Raw genomic sequence first — 25,589 nt, forward strand, 5'->3', positions numbered from 1 at the left:
GTTTCTCCAGAATTGAGGTACTTTAGCGGGTGCGGATCATCCGCCAGACGCTAAAATGGCTGCATTGAAACAGGAGGTTCCCATGGTCCAACTCACGCTCGATCAGGCCAATTCCATCATCGCAACAGCCTTTGCCAAGGCCGCTGATCTGAAGCTCAAGCCGCTTGCCGTCTCGGTTTTCGATGCAGGTGGCAATCTCAAGGCGTTCCAGCGCCAGGACGGCACATCGATCCTCCGCTTCGAGATCGCATCCGGCAAGGCCTTTGGCGCTCTGGCGGTCGGGACTGGCTCGCGCTGGCTGCACAATCAGGCAAAGGATCGCCCGCATTTTCTGGAAGGCCTCTCCGGCGTTTCCGGCGGCAAAATCGTTCCAGTACCTGGCGGCGTCATCATCAAGAATAGCGATGGAGAAATTGTAGGCGCCGTCGGCGTTTCCGGAGATACGTCAGACAATGACGAAGCAGTCGCCATTGCCGGTATAGAAAAGGCCGGCTTCACAGCAGATGCAGGCTGAGCCTAAAATGAGAAAGGCCGCGAAATAATCGCGGCCTTCATTTTTTATCTGTCATCGCAAGTTCTTGTGGGCGAAATGCACTATAGCCCTTGCGCTATTTTCATCTAACTTCCCGTCAAGATTAGGTGTGTCAGACATATATTTCGAGAAGTTATCTTTATAGTCTGCACTATCTATTACATTAAATAAAGAATACGCAGACCTAAAAGAAACACCGGAGTTTAATATAATTGCCTTGATGATATCATCCATTGATAGCCACCCTTAATTAAATTTATAACAAACAATACTTTTCAAGGACTACATTAAGGCGAAAAAATGTCCGGTCACTTTAAGGTGGCTTGCGTCCGGCGATTTATTCTTTGTTTCTCTAAAATTCCGAAAGATAATAAAAGAAAACGCCGCTTCCGGTTTCCCGGAAACGGCGTTTTTTTGAAACGTGTCTGCTAGGCTGCGGGAACCGCAGCGTCAGACCTATTCCTTAGCTTCGAGGACCTGACGGCCGCGATACATACCGCTCTTCAGATCGATATGATGCGGACGACGAAGTTCGCCCGAGTTCTTGTCCTCGACATAGGTCGGGGCCTTCAGAGCGTCAGCCGAACGGCGCATGCCGCGCTTCGACGGAGACGTTTTTCTTTTAGGTACTGCCATGGATCCAGCTCCACTGATCGGTCAATAAACGTCCGGCACGGCCCCGGTGGAGCCTGTCACAGCGGACAAAATTCCGGAAAGTCAGGTGCCTATACACGCTCTTGCGGGCTTTGACCAGTCGGAGTCTGATCTTTTTTTCATGACTCGCATTTATTGTACGCAGGTCACATAGGGACCAGAGCGTACCGCACGACCGGCAACGATCCGCGCGATGCGCTGCATGTTGCGCGTCGGCTTGGCCGGATTGCGCAGCGCCGGATTGGGTAGCGTCACAGCCAGAAGCGCTGCCTGCTGAGTATTCAGCTTTGCCGCCGGTCGCTTGAAATAATGCTGTGCGGCGGCTTCAATACCATAAATGCCTGGGCCCCACTCGGCAATGTTCAGATAGATCTCCATGATCCGGCGCTTCGACAGGATCGCATCGGCAGCCAGCGCCAACGGAAATTCCAGCCCCTTGCGGATGAAAGAGCGGCCATTCCACAGGAAGAGATTCTTCACTGTCTGCATGGTGATGGTGGAAGCGCCCCGGCTTGGGCCGCCTTCGCCGGCATCATCGAGTACAATGCTCAACTGATGCCAGTCCACACCGCCATGGCTGCAAAACTGGCCGTCCTCAGCCATCATCACCGCATTGATCACGTTGGGCGAAATATCGTCGATGCTCACCCAGCGTCGATCGACATTCTGCAACAGGACATAGTCCTTCACCATGAGCATCGAGACAGGGCGCACGAAAGGGATTGAATAGACGAGGAGGAGAAAGAGCGGCAACACCGCCAGCACCAGCAAAACGCGGAACGCCAGAATAATCCGGCGTCCCCACACGGGATCGGCCAGATAACTGCGCCCGTTTTTGCTCTTCAAGATGATTTTGGCCACGTCCACCGCCTGATGTACTCCCCCAGCGACATAAACCATTCTTTAATAATATAGAACCCGATTCCATAATCCTGCGTTGGAAACAAGCCGGAAACATATCGTTTGATGACCGTCTGATGAAAAAGCCTGTGCTGATCGATATGCCCAGTTGACCAAATTAGCGCTTTCGTCCATGCCGATCATCATGGAACATGTGACTGTCGAATTCACCGATGCTCTGAACCGTCGCGCCCACGAAGTGGAAACGATGCTGATCGGGCTTCTTGACGAGCGCCTGCGCAGCGGTGAGATCGCCCGTCCGGAACGGCTGATCGCCGCCATGCGTCATGGCGTGCTGAATGGCGGTAAAAGACTGCGTCCGTTCCTGGTTGTGGAAAGTGCTGCATTGTTCGGCAAGAGCGGCGATGCCGTCCTGCGGGTCGCGGCAGCGCTGGAATGCATCCATTGCTATTCGCTCGTTCACGACGATCTTCCCGCCATGGACGACGATGATCTGCGTCGTGGCCAGCCAACGGTGCACAAAGCCTTTGACGAAGCGGCTGCGATTCTCGCGGGCGACAGCCTTCTTACCTATGCATTCGACATTGTCGCTTCTGACGAGACCGATCTCGATCCGTCCGTGCGCGTACAACTGGTCTCCGCCCTCGCCCGTGCTTCCGGCCTTGGCGGCATGGCAGGCGGACAGGCCCTAGACCTGATGGCCGAGACAAAAAAGCCGGACGAAGCCGGTATCATCACGCTTCAGGCGATGAAGACCGGCGCGCTGATCCGCTTTGCCTGCGAGGCAGGAGCCATCATCGCCGACGCCTCCCGCGAGGATCGCGAACGCATGGCAGAGTTCGGTTCAGCCATCGGCCTTGCTTTCCAGCTTGCCGACGACCTTCTGGACGTGACGGCAGACGCCGCTGCAATGGGCAAGGCAACCGGCAAGGATGCTGCTGCCGGCAAGGCAACCCTTGTGGCGCTGCACGGCATCGACTGGACGCGCAAGCAACTGTCAGGTCTCGTGGCTCAGGCGGAAAGCCTGCTTGCTCCTTTCGGCAAGGATGCCGATATTCTCAAGCAGGCTGCACGCTTCATCGCCGAACGCCAGAGCTGATACTCAAAGATCATCTTCCCGGACCTTGATCAGAACGACATCATCGACAGAAAGTATGCGCCCATCCTGCGCGCGCACGTCGAGCTTTGCAATGTTCTGACCAGACACGCTGTCGACCAGTCGTGAATGCGGCTCCTCCGGCGCAAACAGATGCTTCTCGCCCCATTGCCGCAAGGCGACCACGACCGGCAAAAGATCGCGCCCTTTCGCAGTCAGCACATATTCCTGATGCGCACCGCCATTGGGATCAGGCACGCTTTCCAGAATACCCTCGCCGGTCAGCTTGCGCAGACGCTCGGCCAGAATATTGCGCGCGATACCCAGATTTTTCTGAAAGGCGCTGAAGCGTGTCACGCCGTCAAAAGCCTCCCGCACGATCAGCAGCGACCACCAGTCACCAATCACGTCCAGTGCCCGCGCACTGGGGCAATAGTCGCCTTTCAGGCTCTTCTTGCGAACCATCTTCACTCCATTCATTCAATTTGGTTGCAATATAAAACTTATTTCGCTACAAGCAAAATGGTTTCATTTTAAAACCAAAATTGCTGGAGTTCATCATGCAAATCTCTCCCAACGCGGCAGCGCAAACTGCCGCGAACAGTGATGCGCGTCCGTCGCTCTCCACCTCCACACTTCTTCTGTTTGCCATTGCCAGCGGTCTTGCCGTTGCCAATGTCTATTTTGCGCATCCGTTGCTGGATGTGATGGCCGACGATATCGGACTGGACCGCTCCACAGCGGGACTGATCGTCGGTGCGAGTCAGATTGGCTACGGACTGGGCCTCATCTTTCTGGTGCCGCTTGGCGACCTCTTCGACCGGCGCAAACTGATCGTCGCGCATTTCCTGCTGTCTTCGCTGACACTGGCAGCCGTCGGTATTGCCGGACAACCCGCCCTGCTCTTTCTCGCAATGGCTGCGACCGGCCTTCTTGCCGTGGTTACACAAGCGCTCGTGGCCTATGCGGCAAGCCTCGCGGAGCCGATGCGGCGTGGCCATGTCGTGGGGATTGTGACGAGCGGTATCGTACTAGGCATATTGCTCGCCCGCGCAGTTGCAGGCGCGCTGACCGACATTGGCGGCTGGCGCAGTGTCTATTTGAGTTCGGCAGTTGTTACCTTGCTGATCGGTCTCATGCTCTGGCGCAGCCTGCCGCGCCAAAAGCGACAAGCCGCTAGCGTTTCCTATCCGGCACTGATCCTGTCGCTCGCAACCCTGTTCAAAGAAGAACCAGTGCTGCGCATTCGCGCCATCATCGCCATGTTGATCTTTGCCGATATCACCACCTTGCTCGCACCGTTGGTGATGCCGCTGAGTGCACCACCCTTTGAATTGAGCCATGCGGAGATCGGCCTGTTTGGCCTCGCGGGCGCTGCCGGAGCACTGGCTGCCTCGCGGGCCGGGAGTGCTGCGGATCGCGGCCATGCCCAGCGCATGACCGGCATAGCACTTGCGCTAATGCTGGTGGCATGGGCGCCCATTGCCCTGCTCGGGCAATCGCTGCTCTGGCTGATCGTCGGTGTGCTGATTATTGATTTCGGGCTTCAGGCGGTGCATGTGACCAATCAGGCAATGATCTATCGTGTGCGTCCGGACGCGCAGAACCGGCTCACCGCCGCCTACATGGTTTTCTATTCCATAGGCAGCGCGAGCGGTTCAGCGATTTCAACCTGGGTCTATGCCCATGCGGGCTGGAACGGCGTGTGCCTGCTTGGCGCAGGCATAAGTCTCGTCACGCTGGTCTTCTGGGCAGCGACACTGAAAACAACACCGGAAACCGCTACGCGCGCCGTAAGCTGCTCGGCTTAGTACTACAGTTGCAAATTCGTCAGACCGTGGCGAAACGAGTGATTTTTGAGCACCGGAGCGCAGGAAATTGCTCGTTGCAGACCGGCATCACGAAGAATGCAATGTAGTGTTAGTTCTGCCCGGCAGCGACCTTCTGGCCAAGCCCAAAGCGGTTCTCGATATAATCGGCAACCATCTTCTGGAAATCTGCGGCAATGGCGGGACCGCGCAGCGTCGTCACCTTCTTGCCATCGACAAAGACCGGTGCGGACGGCGTTTCGCCCGTGCCGGGAAGAGAAATGCCGATATCGGCGTGCTTCGATTCGCCCGGACCGTTGACGATGCAGCCCATTACCGCGACCGATAATGCTTCCACGCCCGGATATTTCTCACGCCAGACCGGCATGTTGCGGCGGATGTCGTCCTGAATGGTCTGCGCCAGTTCCTGAAACACTGTCGACGTCGTGCGTCCGCAACCGGGGCACGCCGCAACAATCGGGATGAACTGACGGAAGCCCATGGTCTGCAAAAGTTCCTGCGACACCTGCACCTCGCGGGTGCGGTCGCCGCCCGGTTCCGGGGTCAGCGAAATGCGGATCGTGTCGCCAATACCTTGCTGCAACAGGATGCCCATGGCCGCCGACGAAGCGACAATGCCCTTGGTGCCCATGCCAGCTTCAGTGAGACCCAGATGCAGCGCATGATTGGAACGCTGCGCCAGCATCGTATAGACAGCGATCAGATCCTGCACCTGACTGACCTTGGCCGACAGAATGATCTTGTCGCGAGCAAGGCCGATCTCTTCGGCAAGATTGGCGGAAATCAGGGCCGACTGCACGATGGCCTCGCGCATGACTTCCTGCGCGCTCAGTGGTGCGCCTGCATCCTGATTGCGGTCCATCAGCGTGGTCAGAAGCTCCTGATCGAGCGAACCCCAGTTCACGCCGATACGGACAGGCTTGTCGTAACGGATCGCCATTTCGACGATATCGGCGAACTGCTTGTCCTTCTTGTCCTTGAAACCGACATTGCCCGGATTGATGCGATATTTCGCAAGCGCTTCCGCGCAGGCCGGATGATCCGCGAGCAGCTTGTGGCCGATATAATGAAAGTCTCCGACCAGCGGCACGTCATGTCCCAGACGCTCCAGCCTTTCACGAATTTTCGGCACGGCAGCGGCGGATTCATCACGATCCACCGTAATGCGCACAATCTCGGACCCTGCGCGGTGCAAGGCTGCGACCTGCGCGACGGTGGCATCCACATCCGCCGTATCCGTATTGGTCATCGACTGCACGACAACGGGCGCACTGCCGCCGACGATAACGCCACCGACGCTAACACCAACCGATTGGCGGCGAGGGAAAGGATGCGAGAAATAGCTGACGGTCTCGGAAGACATTTTGCTCTGTTCTTAACTGGGTCTGCACTTATAAGGATTTCGATCTATATAATCACTTGCCGACGCATTGTCGCCCTCTCATTATGCGCGTCATCATAAACGAGGACGCCCGCCCATGACCGACGCAACTGCCCGCAAAACCGCTATTGTCACCGGCTCCAATTCCGGGATCGGCCTTGGCATCGCCCATGCATTGGCAGCCGCGGGACACAACGTTGTGATCAATTCCTTCACCGACCGCGACGAAGATCATGCCCTTGCCCGCATGCTGGGCGAAGAACATGGCGCGAGCGTGGTCTATATCGCAGCCGATATGTCGAAGGGCGACGACTGTCGCAGGCTGGTCGCCGACAGCGTCAAGGCGTTCGGCAGCGCCGATATTCTGGTCAACAATGCAGGCATCCAGCATGTTGCGCCGGTGGAAGAGTTTCCGACCGAGCAATGGGACCGCATTATCGCGATCAACCTGACCTCGGCCTTCCATACATCCGCGGCCGCCATCCCGCATATGCGTGCGGGCGGCTGGGGTCGCATCATCAATATCGCGTCCGCCCACGGACTGGTCGCCTCACCGTTCAAGTCGGCCTATGTCGCTGCCAAACACGGCATTGTGGGCTTTACCAAGACACTGGCGCTGGAACTGGCGACGGCCAAAATCACTGCCAATTCCATCTGCCCCGGCTATGTGCTGACACCGCTTGTGGAGGCGCAGATTCCAGACCAGATGAAGGCCCACAACATGGATCGTGAAACGGTGATCCGCGAAGTGATGCTCGATAAACAGCCGACGAAGGAATTCGTCACCACCGCACAGATCGGGGCGCTTGCAGCCTTCCTCGCCACGGATGCGGCCGCGCAGATCAATGGCGCGGCCCTGCCGGTTGAAGGCGGCTGGACTGCTGAGTAAACAGGTCTATCCATTTGTTTTCACGCATTGTCCTACGCATCGAAGCGGGATTAGAAATCAGTCCAGTGAACTGATTTCCCCGCGTAGGCGCTTCGCACTTTTGCTGGAAATGCTCTAATGCTTCTGGTCGGCGTAACGAGCGAGACTGGAAAAGGCGAGCACTACCAGAAGCAGTGCTGGCAGCGCGATGAACACCACACCGAAACCGCTATGGCTGGCGACAAAGCCGATCAGTGATGGGGCCACCAGCATGCCGGAATAGCCAAGCGTCGTTGCAATCGACAGGCCGACGCTTGGGTTTACGCCCGGCATGTTACCCGCCATAGAGAAGGCAATCGGCACCATGTTGGAAATGCCGATGCCGCAAATGGCAAAACCGACCAGCGACACATAAGGATCGGTGGAAAAACCGACGATCAACATGCCGATAATGGCAATCACCGTGCAGGCGCGGAGCGTCCGCACTGCGCCGAAACGGTCGCGCACCAGATCGCCCGCAAAGCGCATCACCGCCATGGAGAACGAGAAGGCCGCAAAGCCGAAGCCCGCCAGCGTCACCGACGCGCCCAGATCCTGACGCATATGATAGGCGCTCCAGTCGATGATGGCCCCTTCCGGCACCATCGAAAACAAAGCCATCACACCAACCAGCCAGGGCAGCGGATTGCGCGGCAAGGTCAGCTTCTGCTTCTCGCCGCTCGGGTGATGGAACTTGTCGGCAATGACTGATGGCCACGCGACCGCGATCAGCACCGCTGCAACAACGGTCGACACCAGCGCATGAACGGTCGAGCCGAACTGCGCGATGAGAAAGCCGCCACTGGCCGCGCCGATAAGCCCGCCGAGGCTCCAGAAGGCATGACAGGACGACATGATGGCACGACGCATGGATTTTTCCACGGCGACCGCATTGGCATTCATCGCCACATCCATCGCAGCCATCGTACCGCCGAAATAGAACATCACGATCACGGCGGTGACAACATTCGGCACCAAGGCAATGATCAGCAGCGCCGGAATGAAGGCGATCGCGAAAATGCGCACCACCGCACCGGAACCACGCTGCGCCGATAAAGCGCCTGCCACCGGCATCATGGACAGCGAACCGATGCCGAAGACGAGGATCATCAGTCCCATGCCCGCACTATCCAGCCCAAGGCGTGCGGCAAATTCAGGAATTTTCGGAGCCCAACCACCGAAAATATAGCCGTTTGCCAGAAAGAGCAGCGCAACAGCAATACGCTCTTTGGTGATCATCGGCGCGCGCGACGGCGCGGTATCTTCCCGTCCGGAAACCTGTTCCATATTTCCCTCAGCCACGGCCTGCTGCCGCGCGTAGTATATTCACGCTCGCCGCAACAAAGGGCGCGAGCAATTCTTCATCGGCATCCTGTTCGACAGCCATGACGCCGACATCGTCCAGTGAGATGACATCGTGCGCTGCGACAGTGCCAAGCTTGTCATTGGTGATTGCCAGTACGACAGACCGGCTGCGGCTGGCAATGGTGCGCTTGAACTCGGCATCGTCCAGAAAAAGCGCCGTGACGCCGATTTCCGCCGCAACACCGCAGGCGCCCAGCACACAAAGATCGGGACGCAACAATTCCGCATCACGCAAGGCGCGTGCGCCAACCGCAGCACTGACACGGCGATCAATCGGCCCGCCGATCATGATGAGTTCAATATCGGGCGCAGCAAGCAGAATAGTGGCAATCGACGGCGTATTCGTGACAAGTGTCATCGCCTTGCCGCGTTCTACCAAAAGCCGCGCCAAAGCCGTATTGACCGAGGAGGCATCCAGAAACACCGTCATGCCCGGCTCGATCAGGCCGAGCAGTACATCCGCCAGCGCCGCCTTGGCCTCCGTGCGCTCCACATCGCGCTCAGCCAGCGACAGCGATGACGGTGCAGCTTTCAGAGCGCCGCCGTAAACACGCTTGCACAGACCCGCAGCCGCCATTTCGCGCAAGTCGCGCCGGATCGTATCTTCCGACACGCCAAAGCTCTCGGCCAGCTCAGCCGCCAGCACACGGCCAGACTGCTGCAACAGGTCCTGAATACGCGCCTGTCTTTCGTGAAGCAAAAGTTCCGTCGCCACTTGTTTCTCCTAACACGCATAAACATGCATAAATCGGCATAAACATGCATACCAGAATTTGCGCGTACTGCAAGCGCAAACAAAATGCCGCGCCTTTTAAGGGGCGCGGCATTTTCAATATCGGTGGTCAGAGGAATAGGCTTCTCTTTCCCTCATCCTGAGGAGCCGTTGAAAACGGCATCTCGAAGGGCGAGGGAAACGCACAGCGCCTGCCCTCGTCCTTCGACAAGCTCAGGATGAGGGGGAAGCGTGGTGCACATGGAGCTTGAAATCATCCGGCTCGGGCTGAACGCAAACTATTCCGAATACACAATCAGCAGATCCTTCGCGTCGATCTGCTCGCCGGGCCGTACCAGCACTTCGGCAATGGTGCCGTCGCGCTCGGCATGAATGGCCGTTTCCATCTTCATCGCTTCGATGGAGAGCAGCACGTCGCCCTGCGAAACCTTCTGGCCACTGGCGACGGCAACCGTCGAGATGACACCCGGCATCGGCGCGCCGACCTGATTGTCATTACCGGTTTCCACCTTGCGGCGGACACCGCCCGAGGCGCCCTTGGCGCGGTTCGGCACCTTGATACGGCGCGGCTGACCGTTCAGTTCGAAGAACACGGTGACCATGCCCTTTTCGTCGGTCTCGCTCATCGCCTGATTGACGATCACCAGCGTCTTGCCACGTTCCAGATCGACAAAGACTTCTTCCTCCGGCTTGAGGCCGTAGAAATAAACCGGTGTCGGCAGAACACTTGTCGGACCGTAGGTTTCCTGTGCGGCGGCGAAATCCGTGAATACTTTCGGATACATCAGCGCCGAAGCAAACTCCTGATCGTCGATCTTGCGACCCACGGTTTCCTCAAACCCGTTACGCTCCGCATCGAGATCGGCGGCAGGCAGCAGCGAGCCGGGACGCACAGTGAACGGCTTTTCGCTTTTCAGCACTTTTTTCTGAAGCGCCGCCGGCCAGCCCGAAGGCGGCTGTCCGAGATCACCGCGCATCATCGACACCACGGAATCCGGGAAGGCGATATCCTTGTCCGGGTTCTCGACATCGCTGACATCCAGATCCTGGCTGACCATCATCAGCGCCATATCGCCCACCACCTTGGAGGACGGCGTGACCTTGACGATATCGCCAAACATGCGGTTCACATCGGCATAGGCCTGCGCCACTTCATGCCAGCGGGTTTCAAGTCCGAGCGAACGCGCCTGTTCCTTGAGATTGGTGAACTGACCGCCCGGCATTTCATGCAGATAGACTTCCGAAGCTGGTCCCTTGAGGTCACTTTCAAAGCCCGCATACTGATTGCGCACAGCTTCCCAATAGAAGGAAATGCGGCGGATCGATTCCGGATCGAGACCCGGATCACGCTCGGCACCGTGCAGTGCTTCCACGATGGAGCCAAGGCAAGGCTGCGATGTATTGCCGGACAAGGCATCCATGGCAGCATCGACCACATCGACGCCCGCATCCACGGCTGCCAGCACCGTCGCAGCGGAAATGCCGGACGTGTCATGGGTGTGGAAATGGATCGGCAGATCGGTTTCTTCACGCAGCGCCTTGAACAGCACCCGCGCCGCAGCAGGCTTCAACAAGCCCGCCATATCCTTGACGGCGATGATATGCGCGCCTGCCTTTTCGACCTCTTTCGCCAGATTGACGTAATATTTGAGGTCATACTTGGCGCGTTCGGGGTTCAGAATATCGCCGGTGTAGCAGATGGCCGCTTCGCAGAGTTTGTTTTCCTCCAGCACCGCATCCATCGAGACGCGCATGTTCTCAACCCAGTTGAGGCTGTCGAACACGCGGAACAAATCGATGCCGCCACGCGCGGCTTCCCGCACGAAATACTTCACCACATTATCCGGATAGGACTTGTAGCCAACGCCATTGGCACCACGCAGCAGCATTTGCAGAAGCAGATTCGGCGCGCCTTCGCGCACCTGCGCCAGACGTTCCCACGGATCTTCGGTCAGGAAGCGCATCGACACGTCGAAGGTCGCCCCGCCCCAGCATTCCAGCGAGAACAGGTTTGGCAGCGCCTGCGCATAGGTATTGGCAATGCGCGCAATGTCATAGGTGCGCACACGCGTGGCCAGCAGCGACTGATGGCCGTCACGCATCGTCGTATCGGTGACCAGAACGCGCTTTTCATTGCGCACCCATTCGGCAAACTTCTTCGGTCCGAGACTGTCCAGAAGCTGCTTGGTGCCATCCGCAACCGGCGTGTCGCCAAACCACGGCACGCGCGGCTTTGCAGCATCCTTAGCCGGCTTGGCACGTCCCTTGGTTTCCGGATGACCGTTCACGGTCACATCGGCAATATAGGTCAGAAGCTTGGTGGCGCGGTCCTGTCGCTTTACCTGCTCGAACAGTTCCGGCGTCGTGTCGATGAAGCGCGTCGTATAGTCATTCGACAGGAATTTCGGATGATTGATGATCGCTTCAAGGAAGGTGAGGTTTGTGGCCACACCGCGAATACGGAATTCACGCAGTGCGCGATCCATGCGACGGATGGCTTCCAGCGGCGTCGCGCCCGAAGCCGTGACCTTCACCAGCAGCGGATCGTAATAGCGCGTGATGAACGCGCCCGAATAGGCCGTGCCGCCATCAAGGCGAATGCCGAAGCCCGAGGCCGAACGGTAAGCCTGAATGCGCCCGTAATCGGGGATGAAGTTCTGTTCCGGATCTTCCGTCGTGATACGGCATTGGAGGGCATGGCCGTTGAGACGAATATCTTCCTGACGCGGTACGCCTGATTCCGGCGTGCCAATGGCAAAACCTTCCAGAATATGGATCTGCGCCTTGACGATATCGATGCCAGTCACCTGCTCGGTGACGGTATGCTCAACCTGAATACGCGGATTGACCTCGATGAAATAGAACTTGCCGCTATCGGCATCCATCAGGAATTCCACCGTGCCCGCGCCGATATAATCGGTCGCATGCGCGATCTTCAGGCCATAATCTGCCAGTTCCTGACGCTGCGCGTCGTTGAGATAAGGGGCTGGCGCCCGCTCGACAACTTTCTGGTTGCGCCGCTGGATGGAGCAGTCGCGCTCGAACAGATGCACGGCATTGCCATGCGTATCGCCCAGAATCTGCACTTCAACATGGCGGGCGCGTTCAATCAGCTTTTCGAGATAGACCTCGTCCTTGCCGAAAGCCGCCTTGGCTTCGCGCTTGGCTTCCGTGACCTCGCGGGCAATATCGGCTTCCGAGCGGATGGCGCGCATGCCGCGACCGCCGCCGCCCCAGCTTGCCTTGAGCATGACCGGATAACCGACCTGCGCCGCAAGCTTCTTGACCTCTTCCATATCGTCCGGCAGCGGATCGGTGGCTGGCACCACCGGCACGCCAATTTCGATGGCCAGATTGCGCGCAGCAACCTTGTTGCCGAGACGGCGCATGGTTTCCGGCTTCGGCCCAATGAAGATGATGCCGTTTTCGGCACAGGCTTCGGCGAATTCCGGGCTTTCCGACAGAAGGCCATAGCCCGGATGAATAGCATCTGCCCCCGAAAGCTTGGCGACGCGGATGATCTCATCGATCGACAGATAGCTTTCGATCGGCCCCAGATCGCGGGCCAGATGCGGCCCGCGCCCGACCTGATAGCTCTCGTCCGCTTTAAAGCGATGCAGGGAAAGTTTGTCCTCCTCAGCCCATATGGCCACCGTTTTGAGCCCAAGCTCATTGGCGGCGCGGAATACGCGAATTGCGATTTCGGATCGATTGGCGACCAGAATTTTCCTGATAGGCAAGGCAGATCTCCCTTACTGCAATGACGAAGGCGCCATTGCTTACCCTGCAATAGGATCAAGCGCAAACAAACTGTGCAACCGCCAATTAAAAACAAAATGCCCGACCAAAAGCCGGGCATTCTGATTAATTTTATAGCAATTTATGCCAATATATCAGGCAACATTACTTCTGGAAGTAGTTATACTTGCCGTCTTCACCCTTGCGCCACTCGAACATGACGTAAGGCGAAAGGCTTGGATCACCCTTCTTGTCGAAAGAGATTTCACCAAGAACAGTCTTGAACGGACCCTTGTCCTTCATTGCGGTTGCAACTTCCTGCGGATCGTTGCTGCCAGCTGCATTGGCGGCGCTGACCAGCGACTGCACACCGGCATAAGCGTAGAAGGTATAGGCTTCCGGCTCAAACCCCTTGTCGCGGAACGCCTTGATGAGTTCAGCATTCGACTTGTCGTCGCGCGGGTCCGGGCCGAAGGTGTTCATGACGCCAGCCACTGCATCACCGGCAATCGAAGCCAGTTCGTTGGAGACGATGCCGTCACCCGAAATGAACTGCGCCTTGAGGCCCTGATCGGCCATCTGACGGATCAGAAGACCAGCTTCCGGGTGCATGCCACCCCAATAGACAGCGGTGATGCCAGCAGCCTTCATCTTGGAAATCAGCGCCGAGAAATCCTTGTCGCCCTGGTTCACGCCTTCATAAAGCGTTTCCTTCATGCCGTTCTCGTTGAGCGACTTCTTGGTCTCATCGGCGAGGCCCTGACCATAAGGCGTCTTGTCGTGCAGGATGGCAACCTTGCCGTCCTTGTAATGGTCGGCCATGTACTTGCCGGCAACGATACCCTGCTGGTCATCACGACGGCAGGTGCGGAAGGTGTTCCACAGTTCACGCTCGGTGAAGGTCGGGTTGGTTGTTCCCGGTGCGATCATCAGCACGCCGTTTTCGGCATAGATGTCCGAAGTCGGAATGCTGACGCCGGAATTGAAGTGACCGATGACAAACTGAACGCCATCGCCAACGAACTTGTTGGCAACCGAAATGCCCTGCTTCGGGTCGGCGGCATCATCGCCATAGACGATGCTGATCTTTTCGCCATTCATGCCGCCCTTGGCATTGGCTTCCGCGACAGCGGCTTCAACACCGCGCTTGATCTGTTCGCCAAAGGCTGCCTGGCTACCGGTCAAAGGTGCGCCAACACCAACCATCACATCGGCAAAGGCTGCGCCGCCAAAAGCGACCAGAGCCGAAAGGCAAACGCCGCAGAACAAAGACTTTTTCATTTCGATTACTCCCACTTCAAACGTTTCCAGTGAAAACCAACCCACCGGCACCGCTCTGTCTCATTGTTTTCACGCATTATCCGACGCAAAACCGCTGCGCAGTTTTGCCCGGAAATGCTCAAAGCACCCTGCCGCCAGACAACTATCCCGGCGACCAAATGCGAATTGGAAAGCGCACTCCCGGCAGGAATCGCAGCCGAAGCGGCAGACCGTATGAGAAAACCGATATTCCATATGCCCGTTTCCGGGCGCAGCTTGGGGGAAATAAAACACCTCCGCCCGAATGATCGGCCTCCTCCCCAGAAGGCGAGATTGAGCGTAGAGAATCACACTACGCGAAATCACATAGACAGGTAAATTCGCAGAGACATAAAAGTAAAGCGTAGAAATCGCCTACTTTCGGCGTTTTCCGCATGAGTTTATGCGGCTACGGCGGCTTCCGTAAAATCGCCTCTGCCATAATCGACGCAACTCATTGTTTCGAATAGATATTCCATTCTCCAGACCGCACACGTCTATCAACGCAATGCGGTATAACCCATCAATAAGAGTCAGCTACTTTTTACAGACCTATATTAGATGCGAGAAAGCAAAAATGCCCGGCACGATGGCCGGGCATTTCCAGTTACGCAATAATGCTGCGTTATTACTTCTGCTGAATGTAGGTATATTTCCCGTCAGCGCCCTTTTCCCACTTGTACATGACGTAACCTGGGAGCTTCGGATCGCCCTTTTCATCGTAGGAAATATCGCCGAGCACGGTCTTGAACGGACCCTTTGCCTTCAGCGCCTTCGCAACTTCCTGCGGGTCGTTGCTGGCTGCAGCCTTGGCGGCCTGAGCAAGCGACTGAACGGCAGCGTAGGAGTAAAGCGTGTAGGCTTCCGGCTCAAAACCAGCGTCGCGGAACTTCTTGACAAGTTCAGCATTGTCCGGGTTGTTGCGCGGATCTGGACCGAAGGTGTTCAGCGTACCGGCAACAGCATCGCCAGCAATCGAAGCCAGTTCGTTCGACACAATACCGTCGCCCGAGATGAACTGAGCCTTGAGGCCCTGGTCAGCCATCTGACGGATGATCAGGCCAGCTTCCGGATGCAAGCCACCCCAATATACGACTGTGACGCCAGCCTGCTTGAGCTTTGCGATCAGAGCCGAGAAATCCTTTTCGCCGACGTTTACGCCTTCATAAAGGGTTTCCTTGGTGCCCAGCTCGTTGAGCTTCTTCTTGGTTTCGTCGGCAAGGCCCTGACCATAAGGGGTCTTGTCGTGAATGACGGCGATCTTCGCGTCCTTGAAGTTGTCGAAGATGTACTGGCCGGCAACGATACCCTGCTGGTCATCACGGCCGCAGGTACGGAACGTGTTCCAGAGCTGACGCTCGGTATAGACCGGGTTGGTTGCAGCAGGCGAAATTTCGAGAATGCCGTTTTCGGCATAGACTTCCGAAGCCGGAATCGAAACGCCCGAGTTGAAGTGGCCGACAACATACTTCACGCCATCGGCAGCGAACTTGTTGGCAACCGAAATGCCCTGCTTCGGATCCGAAACGTCGTCGCCGAGCGTAATCGCGATCTTCTCGCCGTTGATGCCGCCAGCATCGTTGATTTCCTTGATGGCGGCTTCGGCGCCTTTCTGGATCTGCGCACCGTAAACGGCATTCGGGCCGGTCAGCGGCGCACCGATGCCCAGAAGTACATCAGCCCATGCAGAGCCGCCAAAAGCCATCACAGCAGCAAGAGCCACGCCCGAAAAAAGATACTTCTTCATTTTTGGAACTCCCATCCTTGTATTTACCCCGAAGCGATGTTTTAGCACCGCCTTATTATCTTGCTGAATACTCAGCAATATCTACGCTGAATCATAGTACTGTCAACGTGATCTTTTAAAAAAAGCTTCGCCGCGAACGGCGAAGCTTCGAATTATTTTGCTTTCCAGCTCAGCGGCGAAGCTTTTTCATAAAGCCAGCCATATTGCCGCACCATTTGTTTGGTGCGCGTGAACTGGAAGCCGATTGTCCCAACGATCATCAGAACGATCGTGTCCACCAGATAATAGTGGAACGAAAGCAGCGTTCCTTCAAACAGCGCGAAGTGGATGAAACGCACAGCAGCGCCCAGCGGGATCAGATAGACCAGAAGCTGCGGCAGGCTGCGCCAGGTCTGCGCGCAGGCCCGACCTGTCATCCAGGCGGCCCAGCCGCCCAGCACGCATGTGATGAGGAAAAACAGCCAGAAAGACGGTTCTTCGTAGAGAATACCTTGCATGACTTTCTCCTTAATGCCTTCCGCCTTCGAGATAGGCGGCGCGCACTTCCGGATCGGCCAGAAGATCACGGCCAGAGCCGCTCATCGTGATCGATCCGTTGACCATCACATAGCCACGGTCGGCGAGTTTGAGCGCACCGAATGCGTTCTGCTCGACGAGAAATACCGTGAGGCCCTGTGTGCGGTTCAGTTCCTTGATCGCCTCGAAAATCTGCTTGACGATCAGCGGTGCAAGACCAAGCGACGGCTCATCGAGAAGCAGAAGCTTCGGACGCGCCATCAGCGCGCGGGCGATGGCCAGCATCTGCTGTTCGCCGCCCGACAACGTGCCGCCACGCTGGCTGATGCGTTCCTTGAGACGCGGGAACAGGTCGAACATCAGCTTCACGTCTTCTTCGAAGTACTTCTGATGATCGAGGCTCGCGCCCATCTGGAGATTTTCGAGAACCGTCATGCGCGGGAAGATGCGGCGACCTTCCGGCGACTGCGCGATACGCAACTTGGCAATCTCGTGTGGCGGCATGGACGTAATGTCCTTGCCGTTGAAGAGAACGCGACCAGTGCGTGCCTTCGGCGAACCGAAAATCGTCATCATCAGCGTGGACTTGCCAGCGCCATTGGCACCGATCAGGGCCACGATTTCGCCTTCGTCCACTGTCAGGTCGATACCCTTCAGCGCACAGATGTTGCCGTAATAGGTCTCGACCTTTTCAACGGCCAGAAGCGGTTGCTTTTTCTGCATGGGATCAGCCTGCATCATTCGCCTCCCTTCTTCGGCTTGGCCGGAGCTTTTCGGCTTGGCGGCGCCTTTGCGGGAGCGGTCTTGTGGCTCGTCGGAACATCGCCGGCTTCGACGCGGCTCGAGAATTCGGTCGCCTGGCCAGCGGCCAACTTTTTGGCCTGCCCCACCCAGTCTTCACGGGCGATGCGGCCATCGAATTCCAGATAGGTTTCAGCCTGCTTGATGTCAGCTTCGGACCATGCGGCGATCTGATCGAAATGATAGATGCCGTGCTCGTTCAGCTTCTTTTCGTTAACCGCACCGATGCCCTTCACGAGCGTCAGATTGTCGGCCTTGCCATCGCGAGCTGCGTCCAATCCACCGGCAAGTCGGGAAACTTCCGCAGCCTCTTCCTGTTCGATCGCTTCTTCGGCAAGCTGCGTCGTAACAAGATCGATGGCATCGGTCACACCAGGCTTGTCCGCCTCGTCGATCAGATCGGCGATTTCCTCGTCGTCAACGCCAAGATAAGCGGCGATAACGCGCGGATCGTTGCGGACTTCTTCCGGCGTGCCGTCGGAGATCTTCGTGCCATATTCCAGCACGATCACGTGGTCGGAGATCTCCATAACCACCGACATGTCGTGCTCGATCAGCAGGAGCGACGTCCCGGTATCCTTGCGGATATCGAGCAGAAGCTTGTTCAGCTCAGCCGACTCGCGCGGATTCAGACCTGCTGCCGGTTCATCAAGGCAGAGAATTTCCGGCTCGGTGCACATGGCGCGAGCGATTTCCAGACGGCGCTGATCGCCATAAGGCAGATCGCCAGCCGGATCGTCTGCGCGCGCAGTCAGATTGATCTTATCCAGCCAGTAACGCGCCTTTTCGATGGCTTCCTTGGCGGCCTTCTTATAGCCCGGCAGGCCCAGAAGGCCGAGGATCGTGAAACCGGACGACCGCATCAGCGTGTTGTGCTGGGCGACGAGCAGGTTTTCCAGAACGGTCAGGCCTGAGAACAGACGAATATTCTGGAAGGTACGCGCCACCTTGGCCTGTTTGGTGATCTGGAAATCCGGAAGACGTTCCAGAAGGAAAGTGTCGCCCGTGTTCCGATGCATGGTCAACATGCCGCCCGTTGGCTTGTAGAAGCCGGTGATGCAGTTGAAGACCGTTGTTTTACCGGCACCGTTCGGGCCGATGAGCGCGGTAATGTCACCACGCTTCACATCGAAGCTCAGATCGTTGATGGCGACGAGGCCACCAAAGCGCATCGACAGATGCTCAACCTGAAGAACGGTGTCTTTCTGAACCAGGTTTTTCTGAACATTGTCAGACATTGTCGCTGTCTCCGCCATCAGCCGTGCCCTTCCTTGGTAAAGGCACCCGACACCATCTTCTTTGCATGCAGGAACGCGCTTGGTTCTCGGCTTCCGACAAAGCCACGCGGTTTCCAGACCATGACGACCACCATAGCGAGGCCGAAGATCAGCATGCGATAGAGTTCCGGCGTGAAGTCGGGACCGAAGATCACCTTCAGGAAGCCCATTTCGCGCAGGATTTCCGTGCCGCCAATCATGACGACTGCGGCGATGGCGATACCGACGAGCGACCCCATACCGCCGAGAACGACGATGGCGAGGATAACCGCGGATTCAAGGAACACGAAGGATTCCGGGCTCACAAAGCCCTGACGTGCGGCGAAGAAGGAGCCCGCAAAACCACCGAACATCGCGCCCGTGGCAAAAGCCGTGAGCTTGGTGGTCGTGGTGTTGATGCCGAGCGAACGGCAGGCGATTTCGTCTTCACGCAGCGCTTCCCATGCGCGGCCAACCGGCATGCGACGCAGACGGATCGTAACCCAGGCAGTCAGAAGCGCCAGCAGCAGAATGACGTAATAGAGGAAGAACTTGTAATGCGCCGGCGAGAAAGCAATTCCCATATGGGCGGCAAAACCATCCGGACCGGCCTTGAACGGCAGACCGAAGAAGGTTGCCTTGGCAATGCCCGAAATACCGAAAGTGCCCTTGGTGAGATCGGTCCAGTTGATGAGCACCAGACGGATGATTTCACCGAAAGCCAGCGTCACGATGGCGAGATAGTCACCGCGCAGACGCAAGACCGGGAAGCCCAGAATGACGCCCCATGTTGCCGCCAGAATGCCTGCAATGGGCAGCAGCATCCAGAACGACAGACCGAAATAGCTCGACAGGATCGCGTAAGAATATGCGCCGACAGCGTAGAAGGCCACATAGCCGAGATCGAGAAGACCGGCGAGACCGACGACGATATTGAGGCCCCAGGCCAGCATCACATAGATGAGGATCTGGACGCCGAAATTATCCACCCATTTGAGCGAGCCCTGCCAGCCCAGAGCCATGACGATCAGGATCGGATAGGCAAAGAGGAAGGCGACGCCAAGCTTGGAGAAATGGGTGCGGAAGAAGGACTGGCCTTCCGAGGTATCCACCGTGCGCTTGCTCTTGGCGAGCTTGCGCGCCTCGAGCTGCGGCTGCAGGAAGGCGACGAACAGGAAGCGTCCGGCTGCCGCCAGCGCAACCATGACGGCCAGCGCGCCCCAGCGCTGTACCAGCACCAGTTCATTGTTGATGTTCTGCTCGGTCTTGAAACCGATGATCAGGACGAAGAGACCCAGCGCCAGAAGACCGGCGATGATACCTTCACGAATGGCCCGGCCAAAAAGGGAATCCGGGCGTGAACTCGACTGTACAGCCATGATTACACCTTTTCGACTTCAGGACGGCCAAGAATACCCGACGGCATGAAGATCAGCACGATGGCCAGGATCGAGAACGCCGCGACATCCTTGTAGTCGATCGAGAAATAAGCCGACCAGAGCGCTTCGATCAGACCGATCAGCAGACCGCCGACAACCGCGCCCGGAAGCGAACCGATACCGCCCAGAACCGCAGCGGTGAACGCCTTGACGCCGGGGATGAACCCGTCGGCGAAGGAAATCACACCGTAGAAGGACAGGTAAAGCGTACCGGCAACGGCTGCGAGCATGGCGCCCATCACGAAGGTGAGCGAAATCACGCGGTCAACATTGATGCCGAGAAGTGCGGCCATCTTGCGGTCCTGCTCACAGGCACGCTGCGCACGACCGAGCGATGTGCGATTGACGATGTACCAGAAGATCGCCAGCAGCACCGCCGTTACCACGATGACGACGATCTGCTTGAGCGAAATCGTGACACTGGAACCGAACAGGCTGTACGAGCCGTTTAGGAGCTGCGGAACCGGCTTGTTGCGCGGACCCTGCGTCACCTGGACGAAGTTGGACAAGACGATCGACATGCCGATCGCCGTGATCAGCGGTGCAAGGCGGAACGAACCGCGCAGCGGCCGATAAGCCACGCGCTCGATCGTCCAGCTCCACAAGCCGGTCATGAGCATAGCAACCACCATCATCAGAAGCAGAAGCAGCGCAATCGGCAGCGCTCCGATGAAAGTTGTGATGATTAGAAAAACAATCAGCGCCATAAAGGCGCCGAGCATAAAGACATCGCCATGAGCAAAGTTGATCATGCCAATGATACCATAGACCATCGTGTAGCCGATGGCGATCAGGCCATAGATCGAACCGAGCGCGAGCCCGTTGATCACCTGCTGGAGGAAATATTCCATCGAAAAGCCACCCATTTAACAAGCCGGAATCTTATTGGCGCATCATTATTTCGTGCACCCTCATTTTTTTCCCGGTCGATTACACCTAACGGCTGCATCAAGGAATGCAAGCCCCTTTCGTCTTAAACAAAAGACTAATTGCTTCATCCTTCTGCAAACCAGTTATGTCCCCTACTAAACGCCCCTTTCGCGTCCTTTTCTACCGAAACGGACGCCTTATCCCATGTTTTCCCCGAAGCCTCAAAGGGCAAGAAATTGGGTGGTTGGCCGCTTTTGGCCAACCGTACCCGTTTTACGCAACTGTGAAACCGTGAGCAAACGGATCCCGGTCATCAATGAAGATGGTATTATAACCGGTCATCCGTGCCCAGCCCGCAATTGACGGGATAATCCCCGGCAGGACGGTATCCTGGCCCGTAGCAGGGCCTGTGACTTCCACTGCGCGCTCGACGCGACCGTGGAACAGCGAACCAATGATGGATTCATGCACGAATTCATCGCCCGGCTTCAGCTTGCCCTTGGCGGTGAGCTGTGCCATGCGCGCCGAGGTGCCGGTTCCGCAAGGCGAACGGTCGATGGCCTTGTCGCCATAGAAGACGGCGTTGCGGGCATGAGCTTCCGGCTGGGTCGGCTTGCCGGTCCAGAGGATATGCGTCAGACGATTGATATCGGCCAGCAGCGGGTGCTGGAACTTGTATTTCTCGTTGAGACGCTGACGCAGAACCGGGCTCCAGGCGATCAGCTGCTGGGCGCTGTAATCGGCCATGTCGGTGTAATTGTCCTGCGGCTCGACGATGGCATAAAAATTACCGCCATAGGCCACATCGACCTTGAGTGTGCCGAGATCAGGGCATTCCACTTCCATGCCTTCCGCATAGAGGAAAGCCGGAACATTGGTGAGGCGCACGCGCTCCACATACTGGCCGTTCTGCTCATATTCGATGGCAACCAGACCGGCTGGCGTGTCGAGGTTGAGCTTACCCGGCGTCTTTGGCGTGACGAGGCCCTGTTCAATGGCCATGGTCACGGTACCGATGGTGCCGTGACCGCACATGGGCAGGCAACCGGAGGTTTCGATGAACAGCACCGCCACATCGCAATCCGGGCGCGTCGGCGGATAAAGGATCGATCCCGACATCATGTCATGGCCGCGTGGTTCGAACATCAGGCCGGTGCGGATCCAGTCAAACTCGCGCAGAAAATGTGCGCGCTTTTCCATCATGGTCGAACCTTCGAGGTTCGGGCCGCCGCCCGCCACCAGACGCACAGGGTTACCGCATGTATGTCCGTCGACGCAGAAAAAGGAATGTCTTGCCATGATGGTCAGTTCCGAAAACGTTGTGGCTTGAATGGTTCGATGTCGATTGCAGGCTTCGCGCCGGTGATCAGATCGCGGATCAGGCGTCCGGTCGCTGCGGATTGTGTGAGGCCAAGATGGCCATGGCCGAAGCCGTAGAAAATATTTCCGCCCGACGAGGCGCGGCCAATGACCGGCACCGAGTCCGGAATGGACGGACGATAGCCCATCCACTCGCGTCCGCCTTCAGTTTTGAGGCCGGGCAGGAAGCGGGAAGCCTTGGTCAGCATCGCTTTGGAGCGCGCATAATTCGGCGGCAGATCGAGCCCGCCGAATTCAACCGCGCCGCCCACGCGCAATCCTGTCGCCATTGGCGTGACGACGAAACCGTGACTCGGGAAAGTGAGCTGTCGCTTCACATCGAAAGCGCCCACCGGCAACGTTGTGTTGTAACCGCGCTCGGTATCGAGCGGCACCGCATCACCGAACCCTTTCGCAAACTCCCGCGAAAAAGCGCCGGTCATCACGATGAGGTTTTTTGCGCTGATCTCGGTGCCGTCTTCAAGGCGCACGCGCGCGCCGCCTTCTGCCGGTTGCGCACTCGTCACTTTCGCTTTCAGGAAGCGTGCGCCAAGGCGTTCCGCATAGGCCCAGACAGCCTGTCCGAACAGTTTCGGGTCACTGACATTTTTCCAGCCGGGCACGAAGGTTCCGGCCACGATGCGCGGGCTGAGGCCCGGCTGCAATTCGGCCAACCGCGCACCATGGACATGCTCATGCGCAATGCCAGCCTTCTCGCGAATGTCCCAGCTTGGGAGAGCGGCATTCAGCTCGGCTTCGCTTTCATAAAGTTCCAGATTGCCGTTTTCCTGCAAACGGTCGCGCAAATCGGCGCGGTCGATCAGTGCCAGCATTTCGCTTGCCGCAAGCCGCATGATATTGGCCTGCGTGACAGCGGTTTTCTCCAGCGCTTGAGCGCTGCTGGCGCGCCAGAACTGATAGAGCCACGGCACCATTTTCGGGAAATAGGACGGGCGAATGGAGAAAGGCCCCAGCGGGTCCATCAGCCAGCCCGGCACCTTGCGCATGACACCCTTGGAAGCCAGCGGCAGAATTTCCGAAAAAGCGAGCGCCGCCGCATTGCCGGAACTCGTTTCCTCACAGATGCCCGTGCGATCAATGACCAGCACATCGCGCCCGGCTTCGGTCAGGAGGGCTGCCGTCACAGAACCGACAATTCCGCCACCGATGATAACAATATCCTGCTGTCCCATTTTTTGCTGCTTGTTGGGATCAGATTTCATTCTTGTGCGGCTCCCCACCGGTCCTTATGAGAGGCGTCATCACGGATGGAGCCCCTGTCTTTGTCAATACCGGTTTCCCGGTGCCCGAGTTCCGTATGCGCAACCGATGCCGTTCTGGCATGGTGCGCGTTCGAAATCAGAGCGACTTTGAAATCGGAGCGCCAACCCGTCTAACAAAATTTTGGAATAACACTATGCCGAAACCCGGTTAAAGCAAACGCGGGTCCGGCATGACTGCACCCTTGGTCGTATTGATATATCAGAGATATATTTGTAGGATTGTTTCATGTCAATTGCCATCATGCAGGACACCGGACCACATGACACAGACGAGCCTCCGCGAACGGTCGATGAAAAGCGCCACCGGCAAACCGGCAACCGCTATTGACGGTCTGGGCGGCGAAAGCCTTGCCGACCAGGCCTATCGCACATTGGAGCGCATGATCGTGACGCTTGAGCTGGAGCCGGGAGCCGTGGTCAACGAACGCACGCTCATCGAGCTGACCGGCATGGGCCGGACGCCGCTGCGAGAAGCCATTCAGCGGCTTGCCTGGGAAGGACTGATGGAAGTCCGCCCCCGTTCCGGCATTGCGATTGCGCCGATTGACCCGAAGGATTTCGCCAAGGTGCTGGATGCCCGCGAAGGCGTTGAACGCGTCTTGGCGCGCGATGCAGCGCGCTTCGGTAGCCCACGCGACTATCAGCGGCTGGAAGCGGCGGCAGCAGCCATGCGGCAGGCAATCCCGGATGAGGACGTACAGTCATTTCTCGACGCCGACAAGGCTTTTGACATTGTGCTCGGCACCGCGGCCAACAATCCCTATGCGACCCGCCTCGCGGCTCCGCTTCAGACGCATAGCCGCCGGTTCTGGTTCCGCTTGCGCCCATCGGCCAGCATCACAGGCTCAGCCAATGCCCATGCCGCGCTCATCGAAGCCATCGTGTCCCGTGAACCGGAACGCGCCAGCAACACCGCAAGTGAACTGATGGAATATCTGCGCACGCTTGCACCCTAACGCATACGGGAACTTCTACGCGAGCGCTCTGTCGTTCTCACGCCGTAAGAGGCTGATGCATTGGTGTCGAAAACCATGCCGTCATCCGTATTCACATCGTTGAGCGCCCGCGCATAGGCATGCCGGGTGCCATGGCGCATGTCCTTCGCCTGCACCGACACGATGGAGACAATGGCCATGAGGCCCACCAGGGTCTGGGTCGAATAACGCATTTCCGACGCTCCCGTCAGGCAAAGCGCCACGGCATCGGTTCGATCCGTTGAAAGGCGCCTTCTGTGTTGGTTTGAACGCTCACCCTTTTCGAAAGCCGTCTCGCGTCTTTCTGGACATGCGTTCCGTCCGCAAAATTGTGGGACCAGTGAACGGTGAACTGGCGACCGAAAGATGGCGCAAGCCGTCCGGCTTCGGGGCAGGTTTTCACAAAACCGTGATTGAAACAAAAAAGCCGGAGCGAAGGCTCCGGCTCGTCCGCGTGGGAAGATGTCTTGTTTCTTAGTGGGTCTTGTTCATCGATGCCGACATTTTGCGTAGCACGTTCAGTGCAACGCTCAATTCTTCATCGGTAACGCCTTCAAGCAGGTCCTCGCGCACATCACCGGCGAGTTTCTCAACCTGCTCCGCCAGAACCTTGCCCTCTTCGGTCATGACGACGCGCTTGGCGCGCCGGTCACCTTCAACCGTCTGACGCTCGATGAACGACTGACGCTCCAAGCCGTCGAGAAGGCGAACCATGGTCGCATTCTCAATCTCGAGTGTTTCAGCCAGTTCTTTTTGATAAAGGCCTTCCTGTTCAATCAGTGCCAGCAGCGTGCGCGCGCGCGCCAATGTCAGGCCCCGCTCCTTCACCCTGGCGTCAAAAACGGTGCGAAGCTTGCGGTTCACCTTCGCCATGGCATCAATCATTTCTGCTCTGAGATCTGTCGTGCTCATATCCGATGCCTTATATATTAGTAAACTAACGATTGTG

The 25,589-nt window shown here is 57.4% G+C and carries 23 protein-coding genes; 5 read left to right on the forward strand and 18 right to left on the reverse strand.

What is annotated here, in order from left to right:
- The first annotated feature begins 82 nt into the window (after positions 1-82).
- On the forward strand, positions 83-514 hold the full coding sequence (locus tag FGI60_RS18475; protein ID WP_138786437.1) for a GlcG/HbpS family heme-binding protein: 432 nt from the start codon (positions 83-85) through the stop codon (positions 512-514).
- A 474-nt stretch (positions 515-988) separates the two neighbouring features.
- Here the strand turns inward: FGI60_RS18475 and rpmF are convergent, their stop codons facing one another.
- Together rpmF and mtgA are read right to left on the reverse strand one after the other, a co-directional pair.
- On the reverse strand, positions 989-1,168 hold the full coding sequence (rpmF, locus tag FGI60_RS18480) for a 50S ribosomal protein L32 (protein WP_006467787.1): 180 nt from the start codon (positions 1,166-1,168) through the stop codon (positions 989-991).
- 150 nt (positions 1,169-1,318) lie between these two features.
- Complete coding sequence (mtgA, locus tag FGI60_RS18485) at positions 1,319-2,047, reverse strand: monofunctional biosynthetic peptidoglycan transglycosylase (RefSeq protein ID WP_171058805.1); 729 nt, start codon at positions 2,045-2,047, stop codon at positions 1,319-1,321.
- 184 nt (positions 2,048-2,231) lie between these two features.
- Between mtgA and FGI60_RS18490 the strand changes: the two genes are divergently transcribed.
- Positions 2,232-3,146, forward strand: coding sequence for a polyprenyl synthetase family protein (locus FGI60_RS18490; RefSeq protein WP_138786503.1), 915 nt, complete (start codon positions 2,232-2,234; stop codon positions 3,144-3,146).
- 3 nt (positions 3,147-3,149) lie between these two features.
- Here the strand turns inward: FGI60_RS18490 and FGI60_RS18495 are convergent, their stop codons facing one another.
- Positions 3,150-3,608 (reverse strand): winged helix-turn-helix transcriptional regulator, encoded by a 459-nt coding sequence (locus FGI60_RS18495; RefSeq protein ID WP_138786439.1) that lies wholly within the window; start codon positions 3,606-3,608, stop codon positions 3,150-3,152.
- 95 nt (positions 3,609-3,703) lie between these two features.
- Between FGI60_RS18495 and FGI60_RS18500 the strand changes: the two genes are divergently transcribed.
- Entirely contained in the window at positions 3,704-4,954 is a 1,251-nt protein-coding gene (locus FGI60_RS18500) for an MFS transporter (RefSeq protein WP_138786440.1), read from the forward strand.
- Positions 4,955-5,063: 109 nt separating this feature from the next.
- Here the strand turns inward: FGI60_RS18500 and ispG are convergent, their stop codons facing one another.
- On the reverse strand, positions 5,064-6,335 hold the full coding sequence (gene ispG, locus FGI60_RS18505; protein WP_138786441.1) for a flavodoxin-dependent (E)-4-hydroxy-3-methylbut-2-enyl-diphosphate synthase: 1,272 nt from the start codon (positions 6,333-6,335) through the stop codon (positions 5,064-5,066).
- A 115-nt stretch (positions 6,336-6,450) separates the two neighbouring features.
- Here ispG and FGI60_RS18510 point away from each other — a divergent pair, with 115 nt between their 5' ends.
- Positions 6,451-7,242, forward strand: a complete 792-nt coding sequence (locus FGI60_RS18510; RefSeq protein WP_138786442.1) for a 3-hydroxybutyrate dehydrogenase — start codon at positions 6,451-6,453, stop codon at positions 7,240-7,242.
- 114 nt (positions 7,243-7,356) lie between these two features.
- Here FGI60_RS18510 and FGI60_RS18515 read toward each other — a convergent pair whose 3' ends face one another.
- The 12 genes from FGI60_RS18515 to FGI60_RS18575 all read right to left on the reverse strand — a co-directional run bounded on the left by FGI60_RS18515 (position 7,357) and on the right by FGI60_RS18575 (position 23,606).
- Positions 7,357-8,547, reverse strand: a complete 1,191-nt coding sequence (locus tag FGI60_RS18515; RefSeq protein ID WP_138786504.1) for an MFS transporter — start codon at positions 8,545-8,547, stop codon at positions 7,357-7,359.
- A gap of 7 nt (positions 8,548-8,554) precedes the next feature.
- Positions 8,555-9,340, reverse strand: a complete 786-nt coding sequence (locus FGI60_RS18520; protein WP_138786443.1) for a DeoR/GlpR family DNA-binding transcription regulator — start codon at positions 9,338-9,340, stop codon at positions 8,555-8,557.
- Positions 9,341-9,636: 296 nt separating this feature from the next.
- The gene (pyc, locus tag FGI60_RS18525) at positions 9,637-13,098 is read right to left on the reverse strand and encodes a pyruvate carboxylase (RefSeq protein ID WP_138786444.1); all 3,462 of its coding nucleotides are present in this window, start codon (positions 13,096-13,098) and stop codon (positions 9,637-9,639) included.
- 163 nt (positions 13,099-13,261) lie between these two features.
- Positions 13,262-14,377 carry a branched-chain amino acid ABC transporter substrate-binding protein gene (locus FGI60_RS18530; protein WP_113534751.1) on the reverse strand — a complete coding sequence of 372 codons (1,116 nt, stop codon included), beginning with the start codon at positions 14,375-14,377 and terminating at the stop codon, positions 13,262-13,264.
- Between the two features lie 646 nt (positions 14,378-15,023).
- On the reverse strand, positions 15,024-16,142 hold the full coding sequence (locus FGI60_RS18540; protein ID WP_113534752.1) for a branched-chain amino acid ABC transporter substrate-binding protein: 1,119 nt from the start codon (positions 16,140-16,142) through the stop codon (positions 15,024-15,026).
- Positions 16,143-16,294: 152 nt separating this feature from the next.
- The gene (locus tag FGI60_RS18545; RefSeq protein WP_078339539.1) at positions 16,295-16,639 is read right to left on the reverse strand and encodes a DUF6867 family protein; all 345 of its coding nucleotides are present in this window, start codon (positions 16,637-16,639) and stop codon (positions 16,295-16,297) included.
- A gap of 10 nt (positions 16,640-16,649) precedes the next feature.
- Entirely contained in the window at positions 16,650-17,396 is a 747-nt protein-coding gene (locus tag FGI60_RS18550; RefSeq protein ID WP_078339540.1) for an ABC transporter ATP-binding protein, read from the reverse strand.
- On the reverse strand, positions 17,396-18,715 hold the full coding sequence (locus FGI60_RS18555) for an ATP-binding cassette domain-containing protein (protein WP_138786446.1): 1,320 nt from the start codon (positions 18,713-18,715) through the stop codon (positions 17,396-17,398). The genes FGI60_RS18550 and FGI60_RS18555 overlap by 1 nt, the downstream gene beginning before the upstream one ends.
- Positions 18,715-20,094: a high-affinity branched-chain amino acid ABC transporter permease LivM gene (gene livM / locus FGI60_RS18560; protein ID WP_138786447.1), complete on the reverse strand. Its 1,380-nt coding sequence runs from the start codon at positions 20,092-20,094 to the stop codon at positions 18,715-18,717. The genes FGI60_RS18555 and livM overlap by 1 nt, the downstream gene beginning before the upstream one ends.
- Positions 20,095-20,096: 2 nt before the next feature.
- A complete protein-coding gene (locus tag FGI60_RS18565) occupies positions 20,097-21,005 on the reverse strand; it encodes a branched-chain amino acid ABC transporter permease (RefSeq protein WP_078339595.1) in 909 nt (302 codons plus the stop codon).
- A 292-nt stretch (positions 21,006-21,297) separates the two neighbouring features.
- Complete coding sequence (locus tag FGI60_RS18570; protein ID WP_138786448.1) at positions 21,298-22,323, reverse strand: 4-hydroxyproline epimerase; 1,026 nt, start codon at positions 22,321-22,323, stop codon at positions 21,298-21,300.
- A 5-nt stretch (positions 22,324-22,328) separates the two neighbouring features.
- Positions 22,329-23,606, reverse strand: coding sequence for an NAD(P)/FAD-dependent oxidoreductase (locus FGI60_RS18575; protein WP_138786449.1), 1,278 nt, complete (start codon positions 23,604-23,606; stop codon positions 22,329-22,331).
- Positions 23,607-23,956: 350 nt separating this feature from the next.
- Here FGI60_RS18575 and FGI60_RS18580 point away from each other — a divergent pair, with 350 nt between their 5' ends.
- Complete coding sequence (locus FGI60_RS18580) at positions 23,957-24,622, forward strand: GntR family transcriptional regulator (RefSeq protein WP_235889857.1); 666 nt, start codon at positions 23,957-23,959, stop codon at positions 24,620-24,622.
- Here the strand turns inward: FGI60_RS18580 and FGI60_RS18585 are convergent.
- Complete coding sequence (locus tag FGI60_RS18585; RefSeq protein WP_138786451.1) at positions 24,619-24,834, reverse strand: hypothetical protein; 216 nt, start codon at positions 24,832-24,834, stop codon at positions 24,619-24,621. The two genes, FGI60_RS18580 and FGI60_RS18585, sit on opposite strands and share 4 nt — an antisense overlap.
- 280 nt (positions 24,835-25,114) lie before the next feature.
- The gene (locus FGI60_RS18590) at positions 25,115-25,552 is read right to left on the reverse strand and encodes a MarR family winged helix-turn-helix transcriptional regulator (protein WP_138786452.1); all 438 of its coding nucleotides are present in this window, start codon (positions 25,550-25,552) and stop codon (positions 25,115-25,117) included.
- Positions 25,553-25,589 lie beyond the last annotated feature (37 nt).

This window comes from Brucella haematophila, assembly GCF_005938105.1.
Taxonomy (GTDB): domain Bacteria; phylum Pseudomonadota; class Alphaproteobacteria; order Rhizobiales; family Rhizobiaceae; genus Brucella; species Brucella haematophila.